Origin of the sequence: Psychrobacter sp. JB193, assembly GCF_002285555.1 — a bacterium.
In the GTDB taxonomy this organism is placed as follows: domain Bacteria; phylum Pseudomonadota; class Gammaproteobacteria; order Pseudomonadales; family Moraxellaceae; genus Psychrobacter; species Psychrobacter alimentarius.
Genome location: NZ_NRGY01000001.1, coordinates 371,044 through 387,548 on the forward strand (window position 1 = coordinate 371,044; position 16,505 = coordinate 387,548).

A 16,505-nucleotide genomic window follows, 5' to 3' on the forward strand; every position below is an offset into this window, starting at 1 on the left:
ATATTATGACGATTGATAAGAATAATCCTTTAGAACAACAAAACAATCCAGATCGAGACGGTTCAAATGGCTCGAATGTTGACGCAAGCACACGTCGCCGTAAAAAACCACGTCGCAACGGCAAAGGTAGCAATACCCAAACCAACAATTTTACTGCCGAGTCAACGACAAGCAAGTCTCGTCGCAGTGGTAAAGGTAGCGAAAAAGACAGTAAGGCATTGGCAACTCAGGTAACTGATCCAAACTTACCGTCAAGTGACGCTGCCGATGATGCAGCTGCAGCTGCTGAAGGTGGTATCAAAGCGGTAGGTGATCAGCGTATCATTCCATTTCTGAAGATAGAAAAGCCAATGATATTTCTATCTTTGTTTCTTGTGATTGGTAGTATTATTGCGATTGCAGTCAATGGCTTGAACTTGGGTCTTGATTTTACTGGCGGCGTCTCAGCAGATGTGCGTTATGAGCAGCCCGTCGAGCAGGTTGAAGTGGTACAATCATTGGCTGATAATGGTTTTGATGATGCAGTAGTACAGTATCTCGGCACTCGAGAAGAGCTATTGATTCGCCTTCCTCCCCAATCGGATAGCGTTGACGGATTGAATGCTAGCCTTAACGAAGCGCTGTCTCTACCTAATAATGACGTCGAAATCAGTAATGTTAATATTATTGGTAGCCAAGTTGGTAATGAAATTTACCTAAACTCAGTTATGTCACTCGTGTTGGCGTTGGTATGTATGTTGGGCTATGTTGCCTTACGTTTCCAGTTCAAACTCGCTCTTGGCGCCGTACTATCGCTGTTTCATGATGCTATCGTAACCATTGGTGTCTTTGCCCTATTTGGTTTTCCTTTCGACTTAACCGTTTTGGCAGCTGTCTTAGCATTGGTCGGTTACTCTATCAATGATACGATTGTCGTGTATGACCGTATCCGTGAGAACTTCCGTCGTGTCCGCGGTATCACACCGCGTCAGACTATTGACTTGTCATTGACAGAGACACTACGTCGTACCATTATGACAATCTCTACCGTGTTATTGGTGGTTTTAGCGATGTTGTTCCTAGGCGGGGATGGCTTGTTCTGGTTCTCAGTGGCATTGTTTATCGGGTTATTGGCGGGTACTTACTCATCAACCTATATTGCCAGCTCAATCCCATTACGTATGGGTCTGTCTCGCGATGATTTCATTGTCAAAGTAAAACCAGAGTTCGAAGAAGAAATTGTTACTTTTAATGATCCAAAAATGTTTGAGCAAGAAAAAATTTAACACTCTCAATATTTACTGCTGATTGCAAAAAAATGACTGTTGAATCGAAGCACCTGACTCATGAATAATGGGTCTAGGTGCTTTTATCTTTATGGCTATTTTTTTAATTATCAAACATGCTATGGCGATCTGGTGATTTGATTAACTGACAACCTTGATTAACTAACCGCACTCTCTTTATTACCTAAATATAAACGAGCCGCAAATGTCCATTACTACACCGCCCTCTAGTACGATGCCACCGATTGATACCAGATATGCGCGGATCATTGCTATTGCTTTGCCAGTATTATTGGCCAACTTAGCCATGCCACTACAAAGTGTGATCGATACGGCAATCGTCGGTAACATGAATGAAACTGCCAAACTTGCTGGGATGGGTCTCGCCATACAATTGCTGTCCTTATTACTCGTCAGCTTTAACTTTTTGCAATACGCCTCCTCTGGACTGTCGGCTCAAGCAATTGGACAACTGGCTGGTCATAGTAATGGCTCTGTCCAAGAGACAAATGATTCATCAAACATAATTCCATCGCCTCTACTTTCTATCTTACAGCGTGCCTTACTATTAGCATTTGTCATTGGCGCTATTTTACTATTGGCAAAACCTTGGATCATTGACTTTGGTTTACAAGCATTGTCAGCAAATCCTGAAAGTGGTCTCGCCGCAAAAACCTATTTGGATGTAAGATTTTGGGGTGTGATAGCCGAATTGATGAACTTTGCTTTTATTGGTTGGTTTGCAGGCCAAGGTAAAACACGTTATATGCTGTATCAACAAGGTTTTATTGCCATACTAAATATTATTTTAACCCTATTTTTTGTGTTTGGTCTGCAAATGGGCTTGGTTGGTGTGGCACTGGGTACTACTATTGCGTTTTGGTCAGGTGTTCTACTAGCACTATGGCTAAGCCGTCAACATTTAGGAATATCTTGGATAGAATTGTTTCAAGCTGATGCTAAGTATTTTACCAAGGAGAAGATACTTAGGCTATTTTCTCTGAATAAAGATATTTTTATTCGCACTCTCATCTTGACCCTTAGTTTTGCTTGGATCACCCGACTATCAGCCCAAAGTGGAGATGTCATACTGGCAGCCAATGCTATCTTACTTCAAGTGCTTAGCATCTCCGCTTTTGCCCTTGATGGCGTAGCGGTATCTGCTGAAACTTTGAGCGGACAAGCAGCAGGACGGCGAGACTGGCCACGTTTTTGCCTTATTGTTAAGCGAACGGGAATTGTTAGCTATGGACTTGCTATAATTCTAAGCACCATATGGTGGCTTTTGATGCCAACTTATTTACAATTGATGACCAATATTGACACCGTTTTTGCCCTTGCTAATGACTATCGTCTGTACGCTGTCTTGCTACCACTCGTGGGTGTGGGAGCATATTGGCTAGACGGTATATTTTTTGGCTTAACGGCCGGTAGTGTGATTCGCAATGCCGCCTTAATACTTGCTGCCATCTTCTTCCCATTAAGCTGGTTACTGTATCAACAATGGGATATGACAGGTATTTGGCTGAGCGTATGGTGTCTCCTACTACTAAGACTCTTTATTTTGGGTATCTTTTTATATCGTGCTCACCAGACAGGCAGCTATGAAAAGCTACAGCCCACTGTGTGATATTTGCTTAATAAACATGCTCTTGTCTAAATGAATTTTTTAATTCAGTATTTTTGATAATGCTTAATTTTCGATTAACCAATTTAACAACCAAAGAATAATAGTAAAAAACTAGGATGTTACGTGACGACTCGCTCAAATGAATTAAATCAACCGTTTGAAACCAACTATGATTGGGTTGAAGGCTTTAAAAAAAGTCTGCCAGTAGCCATGGGGTATTTACCCGCAGGCATCGCTTTTGGCGTACTGGCGCAAGTTGCTGGTATCCCTATATGGGCAGTAATGATGCTCAGTATCGTTTTGTATGCTGGTGCAGCTCAGTATGCTTGCTTACCTATGCTAAGCGCTGGTTTGCCGATTGGTAACATCGCCACCAATATTGCCGCCATCAACTTGCGTCATGTGTTCTATGGTATGCCGTTACTGAATTACTTACCCAAGCAAAAGCTTGCCAAAGCCTATTGTTTATTTGCATTGACTGACGAGACTTTCTCAGTCATAACCAGCCTACCTAACGAATCAAAACAGGCGTTGATGTTGCCCATAAGTCTGTTTAATCAAAGTTGGTGGGTGTTGGCAAGCTTGGTTGGCGTAATAATTGGAGGTGCGCTTAGTGACTTGGTGCCACACTTAGATTTTGCATTGGTTTGTTTGTTTGCCATTTTGGCTTATGAGCAGTTTCAAAGCATCAAACGCTATTTCCCTATTGTTATTGCTGTCGTTTCTTTAGCCATTGCCTCTTTATTTACGAGTAATTGGTTATTACTGGTGGCTATCACCATTTGTATGGTGATGATTTTAGTACGTGGTATTTGGACACAGCACAATGTAACAGGAGGAACTCATGAGTAGTGGTTATCTTATTTTTGCTACTTTTGCGATGGCGGCTGTTACTTTTGTCACTCGTGCATTGCCTGCTTTGATACCCAAAAAATTTCTAGATACGCCTTGGCTGCATCGGTTGAATGAGAGTCTACCCCTTTCTGTTATGGTACTACTTATTTTAACCAGTCTCTCTTATCAAGGCTTGTCTGCTACTACTGGTATCAATAGTGCAGAGTTACACTTATTGATGGCACAAGTTGGTGCTCTATTTTTGGTCTTACTCGTTTATCATGTTAGCCGTCAATTGCTGGTCAGCATGGTCGTTGGTATTGCGGCAATCAATGGTCTATTATGGGTGTTTACTCATTTTTTAAGCTAAGCATCATCTCATATTGAATACTTTAATGAAGTCAGTTAATCTCAGCTTGTATTAAGTAAAGCATCAGTTAAAGTATGAAGCGTAGCTTAGTCATATTTTGGACAAAAAAAAGCTGCACTCTAATGAAAATGCAGCTTTTTTTGGAATTATTTTCTAGCTAGAACTATTTACATCTCTTCAACACCTGTCATATCGACTGGTGTATCAGCGACTATTTGTACGCCTTTTTTACCTGTTTTGGCAGTATCACTACGCTGTTTTTGTAGATGATCAAGGTAGGCTTCATTGATTTGACCCGTGATATAACAACCATTAAAGACGGCACAATCAAAGCCTTCCACTCTGCTGTGCTTGGTGTCTTTGACGGCATCAATCAAATCGTCTAAGTCTTGGAAAATCAGACGATCAGCACCAATAATGTCTCGTACCTCTTCTGTGGTATGGCCTGACGCAATCAGCTCACTACGCACAGGCATATCGATACCATATACATTTGGGTATTTTACTGGTGGCGCTGCACTCGCAAAGAATACTTTATTCGCACCTGCGTCTCGCGCCATTTGAATAATCTCATGACACGTCGTACCACGAACGATAGAATCATCTACCAACAACACGTTTTTACCTTTGAATTCTAACGGTACCGCACTGAGCTTTTGACGAACTGACTTTTTGCGTTGCTGTTGGCCTGGCATGATAAAAGTGCGACCGATATAGCGGTTTTTCATAAACCCTTCACGGTATTTAACATTCATCTTCAGCGCCAACTCCATCGCAGAAGTGCGCGACGTATCTGGAATGGGAATGACGACATCGATATCGTGATCTTCACCCCATTCAGCCAAAATTTTATCTGCCAGTTTTTCACCCATGCGTAGGCGTGACTTATAAACGGAGATATTGTCCATAATTGAATCTGGACGAGCAAAATAAACATATTCAAAGATACAAGGTGTGTATTCTTTTGGCTCTACACATTGATGCGTATGAAGCTTATGGTCTAAATCGATAAAAATGGCTTCCCCTGGCTTCACATCACGAATAATGCTAAAGCCTGAACCTGTCAATGCTACTGACTCTGAGGCAACCATATACTCAGTGCCACCATTTTCTGCCATACGTTTACCAAAGATAAGCGGACGAATACCATTCGGGTCACGAAAAGCCAATAAGCCATGACCGGTAATCAAAGCCACTACTCCATAAGCGCCTTCACAGCGACTATAGACAGCTTTTACTGCTTCAAAAATGTCATCAGCTGTTGGATTGGTTTTACCCAAATTTTGCATTTCGTGAGCAAGTACGTTTAGTAATACTTCAGAATCTGAGTCAGTATTGAGATGGCGACGATCTTCGATATACAATGATTTAGCCAAGCTCTCAGCGTTGGTCAAGTTACCATTGTGAGCAAGCGTGATGCCATAAGGCGAGTTAACATAAAATGGCTGAGCTTCAGCACTACTAGACGTACCCGCGGTTGGATAACGTACATGACCGATACCAAACTTACCAACCAATTTCATCATATGATGATTCATGAAGACGTCACGAACCATACCATTTTCTTTACGTAGATAAAGTCGTCCATCCTGCAAAGTAACGATACCTGCTGCGTCTTGGCCGCGATGCTGTAGCATCGTTAAACCATCATAAAGAATCTGATTGACTGGCTCATGAGCTGCAACCCCAATGACTCCACACATAGTTATATCCTATTTTGACCCATACATTAGTATTACAATAACGGTAATTTTTGACAGCACGCTAGTAAACATTTGAGCTGTCAGTCACCGCTGACCTGATGATGTTAAACGTTTAAAAAGTATATATATCTTTGATTGTTAGAAAAATGAGCTATCGATACTTTATCTATCGTCATTTATGTAGCCTAAATGCTATCAAATAATTTTTTATCAAGGATAGGTTACAAAGACGAGGTTGATGTTATAGAGGCTATAAAAAGCTGAAACCATAAGGTATGAGTATTTGACTCATGAGGACGAAAATTCGAAGTATAACAATTATGACTGATTGATTTGATCCCAAGCCATACCAAACACATTTGACACAAGCTCTCTGCCCATCGGTGCATAAGGTAATAACTCAGGCGCAAGAACTGAAGTTTGCCATTGCGGCATTTGTACCAATAAGGGCGCACTGACACTAAGGACAACCAATATCATCAGCACGTTTTTGGCAGCACCCAATACGCCGCCTGCCATTTTATCAAAAATGCCCAGCCGCAAGGTTTTTAGCACACCTGAAAACACAAACGCGACCAAATGCATGATGGCCAATATGATAATTACCACTAGTAAAAATGCCAGCGCCAACTGTAACACAGGGTTTTGCACGACTCCTGATAATTGAGGCGACACCGCACTTGCTAAACGCGTAGCAGCAATAAAGGCGATAAACCAGCCTGCCAAACCAACGGCTGTTTTAATCAGTCCTACTTGAAAGCCGCGCCATAAGCCAATCAAGACAACAACAGCAATCACGATATCTAGACCACTCATGTGTTACGCCTCATACTTTATTCATGTTTGTTGGGGTTTGTTCAGGTTCTATAATGTCATAGATGGTTAAAAGCGCTTTCAAGAGCCAATATTTTTAAGTAAATAGCGAGGTCTTCATTGCACCCTAACCTTCCATAGCATCGTAGTAGCCACCGATTGCTTGAATACAGGATTGTACCAGCCCAGGACCACGGTAAATAAGCCCTGTATAAAGCTGTACCATATCTGCACCTGCCTCTATTTTTTTGACGGCTTTGGCACCACTATCAATACCGCCAACACCGATCAAAGTGACTTTATCACCCAACTGATCAGAGAACTGTTGTAAAATCTGGGTACTAATGTGGCTCACTGGTCGACCTGATAATCCGCCCATTTGATCACCATCTTGTAAATCTTCAACCCCCACACGGCTCAACGTCGTATTGGTCGCAATCAAACCGTCTATTTCGAAATCTAGTAACTGCTGTGAGATGTAATCGACTTGCATAGGCTCTAGATCAGGTGCAACTTTGAGTACTAAAGGCACATAAAAGCCGTATTCGGTTGCCAGCTGACTGTGACGATTTTTAATCGTATCCAATAGCTGAGTTAAGGCATCTCCACTTTGTAGATCGCGTAAATTCTTCGTGTTAGGAGAAGAGATATTCACCGTGATATAAGAAGCATGCGGATAAGCACGTTCTAAACAATAAACATAATCATCTTCTGCTTGCTCTACTGGTGTATCGGCGTTTTTGCCAATATTGATACCAATATTGCCTTTATATTTACAGCGTTTGACATTTTCGACCAGATAATCGATACCTTGGTTATTAAACCCCATACGATTGATGATAGCATCGGCTTGTTTTATTCTGAACAATCTCGGCTTATCATTCCCTACTTGAGGACGCGGCGTAACCGTACCGACTTCTATAAAACCAAATCCCAGTTCCGCAAGGGCATCAATGTAATCACCATTTTTGTCCAGTCCTGCCGCTAAGCCAACTGGATTCGAAAACTGCAACCCCATACAATCGGTTGGTTGCATTGATTGACCATATACCAGCCCTAAGACACGGGCTTTATGAGCTTTGTCTAATAAAGACAAAGTCATCTCATGGGCATGTTCTGGATCCATATTAAACAAAAAAGGGCGAAGTAAGGCATAAGACATAGTAATGACAGACCCTGCTCGAAAGACATAGTGGATGAAAAGTGCTGATAAAATCAAGCGCTGCGATTATATCAGCTTAACAGAAATAAGAGCAAAGTTTCATGCGCTAATTTTTCAGATTTACCTCTTAGCAATCCATAAATCAATTATTACTAATTAATTAGGAGTAGTCACTAAACGTGATTGCTATTCAATGAATTTTGGATGAGACCTAAGGCACAGGACGATTATCCGTTAATGCGATCCACCCTCGAATGACGCGATAAAGATGCCAAATAAAGGTAAAGGTCATAATAAGAAGACCAAAAGCAGCCAAGAGCACAGAACCAATAGCAATGTTTCCACTGTCTGCCAATACACTCACACCTACACCGCCCAAAGCAAACACAATAATAATAATGCCTAAGAAAAACCAGACGATACTGTACCAAAAGGTTTTGATTTGCCAATCGAAATGCGTAGCAAGCCAGGACCCCTCTGCATCATGGCGCTTCACATAGTTCATGACAATCGGCACAATCCAAAGCAAACCTGCCGTAAAATAGCTGATGACATACAAAAAATAAGTAACGTGATTATAAGTGATTAAAGAACGGCGCTTATTGTCGCTCATCATGCTGTGTTTTCCTCGTTGGGCAATATTGTGATCAGACATTGTATCAACAGAATCATGGTAATGGTGGTCAGCAGTACGAGTTTTTTGACGTACAGTATCATCAGGTTTGCGCTCAGAAGAATGATTCATTGTAATTATCCCTATCTGACAGTGACTAATCATTATTTGATTGTGTCAGAGCAGTGATTTTTCAATATCAGCAACTATGCGAGTAATAAGCGCTAAACAGCTTTGTTTATCAGCCATCACAGTAGGATATCATTGTATAGTTAATCCTAAATAAAAAAGGTACAACAATGATCATGTATTGCCAACGACATATTTTTGTAGCCTCTGTCTGCGAAGGCATAGCAAGCAAAAAAATATGACGTTGGCAGCACTGCTTTGGTTTTATATTGGATTGACTATAGGAAAAGGCTAGAGAGACAGCCGTTTATAGGGCAACTGTTGCTTGTACCTGAATGGACTTATTAGCGGGATCTTGTTGCATGGATAATTGAGTGAACTGCCAACCTTGCTGCTCAAGCTTACCAAGTGCTGTACTAACCACTGCTTGACTGCCATGAGTAAAGCTCAATTGAACAGCATCGCCAGCTGCCACTACTTGAGCGTTTGTAATACCAGCACTATTTAGCACTGTACTCACACTATTAGCAGGTGGCAATGCCTCACCATCAGGCGTGTTGGCCTGCATTGCATTGCTATCGATATTACCAGCTTGTGCGCGCAGCCAAAAATAATCAGCCACCTCCTCCTGATAGCCACTCTTGCTATCACTTGCCGCTTGGTGAATGCTATAACCGCCATAGCCACCCACAAATAATAATAAAAATGTAGACAATATGACCAATGCCAACTGATCACGTGGAGATAATGACTGCCAGCGCGTTGACAAAACATTTTGAAAGTTATTCATGCGCTTTGATAATGCATGCGTTTCTATACTGCTACTGAATGCAGGATTGACGTTATTGCGTTTGCTACGGCGTAGTAATCTTTTCATTGTTTGACCTTGTTTGCCATGGCTAATAGAGATTATGATGCCGCCGTATTTGCTTGCGTATTGTTATTTTCTATCACGCTTACCGTAATTTGACCACTAAACTGCCCTTGCTCATTGCCGCTCACTTGCGCAAGCTTGGCGCTCAACCCTTGTGCCGTCAGTGTGCTTGTAAATGTATCCAAACTAGTACGGTCAGGCGCTATCAAGGTAAAGCTGAGTGATGAAGGCTGCATCACCAGTGCTTGTGCATGCAAGGAAGACTGTTTGATAAGAGGTGATATGCGAGCCAATGCAGCCATGTGCGAATCAGGCGCTTGGCTGTCACTACGCAATTTTGGTTGCAATTGTACTTGTAGCTTTGTACGAGTGCTCAAAGGCTCATCAGCAAACCACGATTGGTACTGCTTAGCAATCTCACTCTTGGTTGCGATAGCTGCATTATTATATTGATACCATTGCACACCATCCGTCGCCATCTGTAGTACCAATGCACTCAGCGCGACCATCATGGCCACTCGCAAATAAGGTGACAATTGTGAATCTGTGGACTTGATGAAGAAGTTTAGCGCATGACGATCAGGGTTTTCAATGGGTTTTGGCGTCGTTGTCAGTGTGGTCAATAATAATTGATGTTCAGTAATCGTTGCTAAGGTTTGTGCCATAAAATCGGTTGGCATGGACGATATTGGCGTTGACGACTTTTGCAGTCCAATGTCATGAGATGCAATAGAGTCACCAAATGTATCCGTAAGAGGATTACTGTTGAAGAGCGTTGACGTGTCTTCAAAAGACGCTATGGGCAATAATACATTGACTTCACTAAGATGCGGGAAACGCTCAAAAATCAATGGCAAATAGCTGACCGCCATACCTTGACGTAAAGATTGACGCAGCAGCATGGTTTGAGTGTCTTGATATAACGTCACTTGCTGTCCTGCCCCCTCTTCTGGCGTTGGCAGCAATAAAAAATCAGGGAGTAACGCTGTGATGGTCATACCAGCAAGTTTGGTACTTTGCTGCCACGACTCGATATCATTTTGTGACAACGCATAGAGTTGATGACGATCGGCATGACTGATTTGTCGAATGGCCAATTGTTCAACTGGGGTCAATGACATCTCTTCAAATAGATACTGCTTACCACTAATGCCCAGTTGTTTAAGTTGGGCAGCCGTAAACTCCGTATCGACTTGTAATAGATGGCTTGAAGGAAAATACAAGCACAATGTTTTGTGAGCATTGTTTTTATGACTACCATAGATCGCTTGTAGCTGTTGCCACCCATCGACTGTTTGCCATTGTTTTGCATCTTCATGCCAGACAGCTAGTGGGCTATGCTGCGCTCGTAACCAAACATGTAACACTAAGCGTGTCCTTAATTATTGAAGCAATGATAGAAGGGCTATTATCAATAAGGCTGATCAGGAACAAAGCGGTCGATCTCTTTTGCCATACCGCTCATGACAAAGTCCATTTCGAACACGCGCGCTTCTGCCAGAGAAAATGACTCAGGATAATCTCCTGTCAGTAATCCAGCAATGTAGGCAACGATGGACATATGGCAGACCACCACAAGACAATCCGCTTCAATATTACCGATATCTATTAAAGCTTGGCGCGCATCATCAGAAGGCGTAATATTATTCTGTATGGTTAACGGCACTTTTGGCGCTCTTGCTTGGAATTCAGCGAGTGTTTGCTGCGCTCTATCATAAGGGCTTACAACAAAACGATCAGGATGATAATGAGTTATCACGTATTCTGCGGTTTGGGCGGCTTGCTTACGTCCAAAGTCAGTCAGCTGACGGGCGCTATCAGGACGTGTTTCATCTTCTGCTTGACCATGACGTACTAGTATAATTTTCATGACAGTCCTTGTTAGACATTTTTGGGTACAAGGCATAGCTTAATTTGATTTTATTGCTGCATGATGAAATTAGATGATGCAGCATTAATCGCAATGGCTTTACTTGTGGTCAGTGTCGTCCTTATTATTTTCAGCGCTACTACTCGATGTTTTCATATGGGCAGTCAGTGCCGCATTACTATGATCATGCGCCATGACGAATTCAACATCACTACGGAAACCAGCTTCCATCAAATGTAGGGCAACCCCTAGAGCCGCTTTATCTTCATAAATGACCGCATACAGAGCGTGAGTAATAGGCATATAGATGCCTTCTTTGTTCGCTTTTTCGTGTACCTGCTGAATGGTATTAACACCCTCAGCTGTTTGACCAAGTTTTTTGACAGCAGCGTCTATGTTCATGCCACGACCGAGCATCGTACCAATGCGATAATTGCGACTCAATTCTGAGCTACAAGTGGCATATAAATCACCAACCCCTGACAACCCTAAAAAAGTGAGTGGGTTTGCACCTGCTTCGACACCGAAACGACTCATTTCTGCCAAAGCACGTGTCAGTATCATCGCTTTGGTATTTTCGCCAACATCATAGGCCGCCGCCATCCCCATCGCAATCGCGTAAATGTTTTTGAGTGCACCACCAAGCTCAACGCCTTTGACATCATCGCTGGCAAAAACTCTAAAAAATGCACTGTGCAGCGCTGCTTGTACCGCATGACGTAACGGTTCAGACTCACTAGCAATGACCGTCGCAGAAGGCATGTTTTTCATGATTTCTATGGCTAAATTTGGCCCTGACATCACGCCAAAATTCACTTCTGGTAGCTCATCCTTAATGATATCGCTCATTAAGGCAAACGTATCCTTTTCCATGCCTTTCGTTAATGAGACGATAGATTGACCACTAATAAATGGGGCAATATTTTTTAAGGTTTCTCTGAAGGCCAAACCTGGTATAGCGATAAAAACAATGTCCTTGTCTTTTACCGTTGCTGCCAAGTCGTGACTATATTTTAGACGGTCATCTAGCTTATAACCCGGCAAGTATTTTTTGTTGGTCTGAGTTTTTATCATTGCCTTCACGGTACGTTTATTGCGCACCCACAGTGTGGTATCACAGCCATTTCGTGCGGCCAAGTTTGCCATTGCCGTACCAAAGCTGCCACCACCTAAAAAGGCCAATCGCAGCTTAGTAGGGTTGCTATGAATCTCTGCCATGTTTTTTGCCACTGCTGATTCGACCGCACTAGGGTTCAGTTTTTTACGACCAAGACCGGATTTAGTCGCACGTTCGATGATACCTAGTAACAAACTGTTTTGCTTATCAGGTGCGCTCTTCTCTGTGTTATTGTCATCGTTGCCAATGTTTTTATTGCTATCATTTGGGCTGGTCATGTTCTTTTATCCATATTGACTGACTGATTATTCATAAAATGTATCATTATGTGCCTACCAAGTTTGGCTACTGCGGCTGACTGTCTTGTTAGAAGATAGGTTTACTTAGTAGACAGCGCTTAGCTATATTATGACTCAAATCGTACCAATGGCTCGATATCAATGGGTTTACGTGTGGGTTCATTTTTTGGGCTGGTACCAGTATAAACAAAAGCCGTCACATAATCATCTGACCCAACATCAAAATAAGCTTTCACAGCAGGCTCGTTACATAGCAGTCCAGTACGCCATACAGTACTAAAACCTTGGGCTTTTAGTGCCAAGATAAGGTTTTGGACAGCAGCCCCCGCACTTAACATCTGCTCGAAGGGAGGAACTTTTTTATGCGCTTGTATTTTAGTGACCACAGTAATGATAAGAGGTGCTCGCAGTGGCATACTTTGGGTTTTTTTAATGTCTTTTTCAGACAACACCTCACCCTCTTGTGCCGCTTTTTCTTGAGCGGCTTCAAGCAATGCTTGCCCTAATTGATGACGAGCCTTGCCCTGCGTCACTATAAAACGCCATGGGTTCAACTTTTTGTGATCTGGCGCGGTGGCAGCACATTCGATTGCCGCTTCGATCTGGGCGCGCGTCGGTGCTGGCGCATCTAAGTTGCCCATACTGCGTCTTGAATTGATCCAACCAATCAGCGTCTCAGCAGCCAATGGTGAATCAGTAGCTGTGACGTTCTTAACGGCCAATTTTTTATCGTTTTTTGCATTATCGTCATTATTGGATTCGGTCATTGTCATTCCTTATTTATTATTATCTATGTCTATTTGTGTTAATACATTCATTCTTTTATACGCTAATTCTTGTCAGCGTATACATTTTTATCAAAAAAAGCTAAAACTGAACGCATCATAGACACTCAGTTTTAGCAAACGGTTTAAAAGATCCCTATTAGGCGCCGTCTTCGACGCGGTGCGCCATCCGTAAATAATCTTCTGATTGCATTTCAAGCAAACGTGAGCGCGTACGCTCAATCTCAAATGCCAGCTTCTCACCTTGATATAGATTTAAAATCGACTGCTCTGCTCGAACCAAGAGTTTTACGCGGCGATCATAGAACTCGTCCACAAGGTAAATAAAACGACGCGTCGGATCGCGCAAATCATCATCTAATGCTGGTACTGAATTGACTAAGACGGTGTTGAACTGCTTAGCGATTTCAATAAAATCAGAGGCTGAACGCGGCTCCATACATAGATGACGGAAATCGCAAAATAAGATGTCTTCAGTACGCGCGTTAATCTTAATTTCACGGCCATTAATCGTAATCGGAGCATGACTGATTTTTTGGTTATTAGACAAACTGGCAAAACGGTTGGCAAGCCAGTGATGGTTTGCCTTGGTTAAAGGCGACTCATAAAGTTCTGCTTGTTGCAGCACACGTAAGCGATAGTCAATACCAGAGTCGATATTCATCACTGTCGTATGACGCTCAACTTCAGCAATGGCGGGCAAAAAACGGTCACGATGCAGCCCATCTTTATAAAGCCCTGACGGCTCAATGTTTGAAGTGGCAACCAATGTGATACCACGATTGAATAACATGGTAAATAGATCGCCCAAAATCATAGCGTCAGAGACATTAGATACAAAAAATTCATCAAAACAAATGATGACGGCTTCTGCATGAATAATATCTGCGACTTTTTCTAACGGGTCACTCTCACCTTGCAACTTATGTAGCTCTTGATGCACACGCTTCATAAAATGATGAAAATGTAGGCGCATCTTACGATCAATGGTCAAAGAATCGTAAAACATGTCCATCATCCATGTTTTACCGCGGCCCACACCGCCCCACATATACAAACCCTTTGGTGCGGTCGGCTTAGACTTTAGAAAGCTAAAAAAGCCTTTTTTTTGCGGCGCACTATTGATGAGCTGATGATAAATCTCATCAAGGTAGCTCATGGCCTTAAATTGCTGTTCATCTTGAGTAAAATCGTCCGTACTGACGGCTTGCTCGTAACGTTGCAATGGAGATAAACTCATAATACGACTCATCGTTGGATAAAATGAATATGAAAGTACTAACGTGTTTCGGCTTCATCACATCAAGACAAAGCCATCAAGAACTTTATGAAATAAAACGACTAAACGACTATACGCTAAGACGAATGAGAAAAACTACATCTCACTACCAAAGCTGTGTTTTTCTAACAAACCTTTGAGCTCTGATAGGCGACCATGAAAAAAGTGACCTGCGCCATCCACGACGCTGACCTCAATTCCTAAATGATCAGCAAATGCCTGCATGTTTTTGGGATCAATGACTTCATCTGCATTACCATAAATCTCAAACGTCTTATCAACTGGCAAACGTATATCGCTACTCTCATTTTTTTCGATAGAGGGCGCAATCAGGGCAATATTAACAATTTCAAAATCGCTTACGCCCCAGATGTGAGAGGCCTCAATTACTTGCTCAGCCACACGCGCTGTCACATAGCCACCAAAAGAAAACCCGCCAAGCCATAACTTACGAGCATTGGTTTGTTCGGCAATCCATTGTAACACGGTCATCGCATCTACCACTTCACCTTCCGCGTAATCGTGCTCGCCCGTTGATTGACCCACGCCTCGAAAATTGAAACGTACCACATGCATCCCACTATCGCGGGCAAAGCGGTACATAGTCGTCACCACTTTATTATTCATCGTCCCATCGAATAATGGATTAGGATGACAAAGTAACGCCACGGTATCCGTGTTAGGGTCATTAGGATTGTTTTGTTGCCACAGTGCGTCGACTTCGAGCACGCCAGCAGGAGCAGGAATCAATTGCATAAAATTGCTTACTCGTTAAGAATGAATAGACCAATTATCCTAGATAAGGTTTTTATTTCAAGTGATTTGCTGTGTCAGCGTGCAGCTTGTGTCAATTTTTGATAGATAGCGACAAACAAAGTCTATCAATAGTGGCATTATCAGCACGTTTTACATACCTTTAAACTTAACCTAGTCACAATATAAAAGATAAAATATGCAGTAGTCATGCCACACAATAACAGTCTAGACACCCAAGATAAGAATGAGTTAGATTTATAATCTATATTGAGCAAACCACCACACCTGCTTAACTTTGATAGTCAACTGACAGAAATTAGGAATCATTTATGAATACTTTGAATAAAACCGTTACATTGACGGCAACTTTAGCTGCTGCACTTGCCTTGAGTGCTTGCCAAAGTACGCCTTCATCTCCCGTTATTCAGCGTGCCAACTCGGTTTATGAAACCACTGGCATCGCAGATACTAAAGTCAAAGCACAACAAAATGCGATTGACAGTGCACAAAAAACCTGTCGAAGCAAACAAGTCATTATTGTCAATGACACCGTCAAATATAACGGGATTTTAGATGAGCGCACTGGACGTATGGTCGGTCAAGTTGGCGCGGTTGTTGGGTCCATTTTTGGTACTGGCACACCAGACTTATCACGTAAAGATGATTATGAGTACACCATTAATTTCCGTTGCCAATAAAATATATCCGTTGTCTCATTTTTCAGATAACGCCTTAGATCATCTCTGAGACTAAGACATCAAGACGACATTTCTACTAGTGCATATATTTCGCATTGTCTTTGTTGAATGACGATAAACTTACCTATTGCCAGCAAGTTTGCATGAATTTTATTGCCGCTTGTTGGCTTTACTTTTTGTGTCCGTACTTTTGCGTTAAACTATGATCAGTTTACTATAACTCCGGCATACAGAAGACAAGTGAAAATACTAAAAATAGTAGACTGATCGAGTCCGCTTGATAAAAAATTAACTATACCCTACTTAGA

The 16,505-nt window shown here is 42.1% G+C and carries 16 protein-coding genes; 5 read left to right on the forward strand and 11 right to left on the reverse strand.

Annotation, left to right across the window (positions count from 1 at the left end; genetic code table 11):
* The first annotated feature begins 5 nt into the window (after positions 1 to 5).
* The 4 genes from secF to CIK80_RS01505 all read left to right on the forward strand — a co-directional run bounded on the left by secF (position 6) and on the right by CIK80_RS01505 (position 4,099).
* The gene (secF, locus tag CIK80_RS01490) at positions 6 to 1,265 is read left to right on the forward strand and encodes a protein translocase subunit SecF (RefSeq protein ID WP_062844343.1); all 1,260 of its coding nucleotides are present in this window, start codon (positions 6 to 8) and stop codon (positions 1,263 to 1,265) included.
* A 205-nt stretch (positions 1,266 to 1,470) separates the two neighbouring features.
* On the forward strand, positions 1,471 to 2,895 hold the full coding sequence (locus CIK80_RS01495) for an MATE family efflux transporter (protein WP_095568583.1): 1,425 nt from the start codon (positions 1,471 to 1,473) through the stop codon (positions 2,893 to 2,895).
* Between the two features lie 123 nt (positions 2,896 to 3,018).
* A complete protein-coding gene (locus CIK80_RS01500; protein ID WP_095568584.1) occupies positions 3,019 to 3,747 on the forward strand; it encodes an AzlC family ABC transporter permease in 729 nt (242 codons plus the stop codon).
* Positions 3,740 to 4,099 (forward strand): AzlD domain-containing protein, encoded by a 360-nt coding sequence (locus CIK80_RS01505; protein ID WP_095568585.1) that lies wholly within the window; start codon positions 3,740 to 3,742, stop codon positions 4,097 to 4,099. Before CIK80_RS01500 ends, CIK80_RS01505 begins: the two co-directional genes overlap by 8 nt.
* A gap of 167 nt (positions 4,100 to 4,266) precedes the next feature.
* On the opposite strand, the gene purF is transcribed toward CIK80_RS01505, so the two are convergent.
* From purF to CIK80_RS01560, 11 genes are all read right to left on the reverse strand, one after another.
* Complete coding sequence (gene purF, locus CIK80_RS01510; protein WP_062844339.1) at positions 4,267 to 5,802, reverse strand: amidophosphoribosyltransferase; 1,536 nt, start codon at positions 5,800 to 5,802, stop codon at positions 4,267 to 4,269.
* Positions 5,803 to 6,120: 318 nt separating this feature from the next.
* Entirely contained in the window at positions 6,121 to 6,618 is a 498-nt protein-coding gene (locus CIK80_RS01515; protein WP_062844338.1) for a CvpA family protein, read from the reverse strand.
* 124 nt (positions 6,619 to 6,742) lie between these two features.
* Positions 6,743 to 7,777, reverse strand: a complete 1,035-nt coding sequence (locus CIK80_RS01520; protein ID WP_095568586.1) for a quinone-dependent dihydroorotate dehydrogenase — start codon at positions 7,775 to 7,777, stop codon at positions 6,743 to 6,745.
* 211 nt (positions 7,778 to 7,988) lie between these two features.
* The gene (locus CIK80_RS01525; RefSeq protein WP_257011658.1) at positions 7,989 to 8,522 is read right to left on the reverse strand and encodes a hypothetical protein; all 534 of its coding nucleotides are present in this window, start codon (positions 8,520 to 8,522) and stop codon (positions 7,989 to 7,991) included.
* Between the two features lie 304 nt (positions 8,523 to 8,826).
* Positions 8,827 to 9,396, reverse strand: a complete 570-nt coding sequence (gene gspM / locus CIK80_RS01530; RefSeq protein ID WP_095568587.1) for a type II secretion system protein GspM — start codon at positions 9,394 to 9,396, stop codon at positions 8,827 to 8,829.
* A gap of 32 nt (positions 9,397 to 9,428) precedes the next feature.
* Positions 9,429 to 10,760, reverse strand: coding sequence for a type II secretion system protein GspL (gspL, locus tag CIK80_RS01535; protein WP_095568588.1), 1,332 nt, complete (start codon positions 10,758 to 10,760; stop codon positions 9,429 to 9,431).
* Positions 10,761 to 10,804: 44 nt separating this feature from the next.
* Positions 10,805 to 11,263, reverse strand: coding sequence for a histidine phosphatase family protein (locus tag CIK80_RS01540; RefSeq protein ID WP_095568589.1), 459 nt, complete (start codon positions 11,261 to 11,263; stop codon positions 10,805 to 10,807).
* A gap of 99 nt (positions 11,264 to 11,362) precedes the next feature.
* A complete protein-coding gene (locus tag CIK80_RS01545) occupies positions 11,363 to 12,658 on the reverse strand; it encodes an NAD(P)H-dependent glycerol-3-phosphate dehydrogenase (RefSeq protein ID WP_095568590.1) in 1,296 nt (431 codons plus the stop codon).
* Between the two features lie 128 nt (positions 12,659 to 12,786).
* Positions 12,787 to 13,452: a nitroreductase gene (locus tag CIK80_RS01550; protein WP_095568591.1), complete on the reverse strand. Its 666-nt coding sequence runs from the start codon at positions 13,450 to 13,452 to the stop codon at positions 12,787 to 12,789.
* Positions 13,453 to 13,603: 151 nt separating this feature from the next.
* The gene (gene zapE, locus CIK80_RS01555; RefSeq protein ID WP_095568592.1) at positions 13,604 to 14,704 is read right to left on the reverse strand and encodes a cell division protein ZapE; all 1,101 of its coding nucleotides are present in this window, start codon (positions 14,702 to 14,704) and stop codon (positions 13,604 to 13,606) included.
* Positions 14,705 to 14,839: 135 nt separating this feature from the next.
* Complete coding sequence (locus CIK80_RS01560) at positions 14,840 to 15,499, reverse strand: alpha/beta fold hydrolase (RefSeq protein ID WP_062844330.1); 660 nt, start codon at positions 15,497 to 15,499, stop codon at positions 14,840 to 14,842.
* A 329-nt stretch (positions 15,500 to 15,828) separates the two neighbouring features.
* On the opposite strand from CIK80_RS01560, the gene CIK80_RS01565 reads away from it, so the two are divergent.
* Entirely contained in the window at positions 15,829 to 16,197 is a 369-nt protein-coding gene (locus tag CIK80_RS01565) for a hypothetical protein (RefSeq protein ID WP_095568593.1), read from the forward strand.
* Positions 16,198 to 16,505 lie beyond the last annotated feature (308 nt).

Coding starts and splice junctions, on each gene's coding strand:
- secF (WP_062844343.1), top strand. CDS start 6: ATGACGATTGATAAGAATAATCCTTTAGAACAACAAAACAATCCAGAT.
- CIK80_RS01495 (WP_095568583.1), top strand. CDS start 1,471: ATGTCCATTACTACACCGCCCTCTAGTACGATGCCACCGATTGATACC.
- CIK80_RS01505 (WP_095568585.1), top strand. CDS start 3,740: ATGAGTAGTGGTTATCTTATTTTTGCTACTTTTGCGATGGCGGCTGTT.
- purF (WP_062844339.1), bottom strand. CDS start 5,802: ATGTGTGGAGTCATTGGGGTTGCAGCTCATGAGCCAGTCAATCAGATT.
- CIK80_RS01515 (WP_062844338.1), bottom strand. CDS start 6,618: ATGAGTGGTCTAGATATCGTGATTGCTGTTGTTGTCTTGATTGGCTTA.
- CIK80_RS01520 (WP_095568586.1), bottom strand. CDS start 7,777: ATGTCTTATGCCTTACTTCGCCCTTTTTTGTTTAATATGGATCCAGAA.
- CIK80_RS01525 (WP_257011658.1), bottom strand. CDS start 8,522: ATGAATCATTCTTCTGAGCGCAAACCTGATGATACTGTACGTCAAAAA.
- gspM (WP_095568587.1), bottom strand. CDS start 9,396: ATGAAAAGATTACTACGCCGTAGCAAACGCAATAACGTCAATCCTGCA.
- CIK80_RS01540 (WP_095568589.1), bottom strand. CDS start 11,263: ATGAAAATTATACTAGTACGTCATGGTCAAGCAGAAGATGAAACACGT.
- CIK80_RS01545 (WP_095568590.1), bottom strand. CDS start 12,658: ATGACCAGCCCAAATGATAGCAATAAAAACATTGGCAACGATGACAAT.
- CIK80_RS01550 (WP_095568591.1), bottom strand. CDS start 13,452: ATGACAATGACCGAATCCAATAATGACGATAATGCAAAAAACGATAAA.
- zapE (WP_095568592.1), bottom strand. CDS start 14,704: ATGAGTTTATCTCCATTGCAACGTTACGAGCAAGCCGTCAGTACGGAC.
- CIK80_RS01560 (WP_062844330.1), bottom strand. CDS start 15,499: ATGCAATTGATTCCTGCTCCTGCTGGCGTGCTCGAAGTCGACGCACTG.
- CIK80_RS01565 (WP_095568593.1), top strand. CDS start 15,829: ATGAATACTTTGAATAAAACCGTTACATTGACGGCAACTTTAGCTGCT.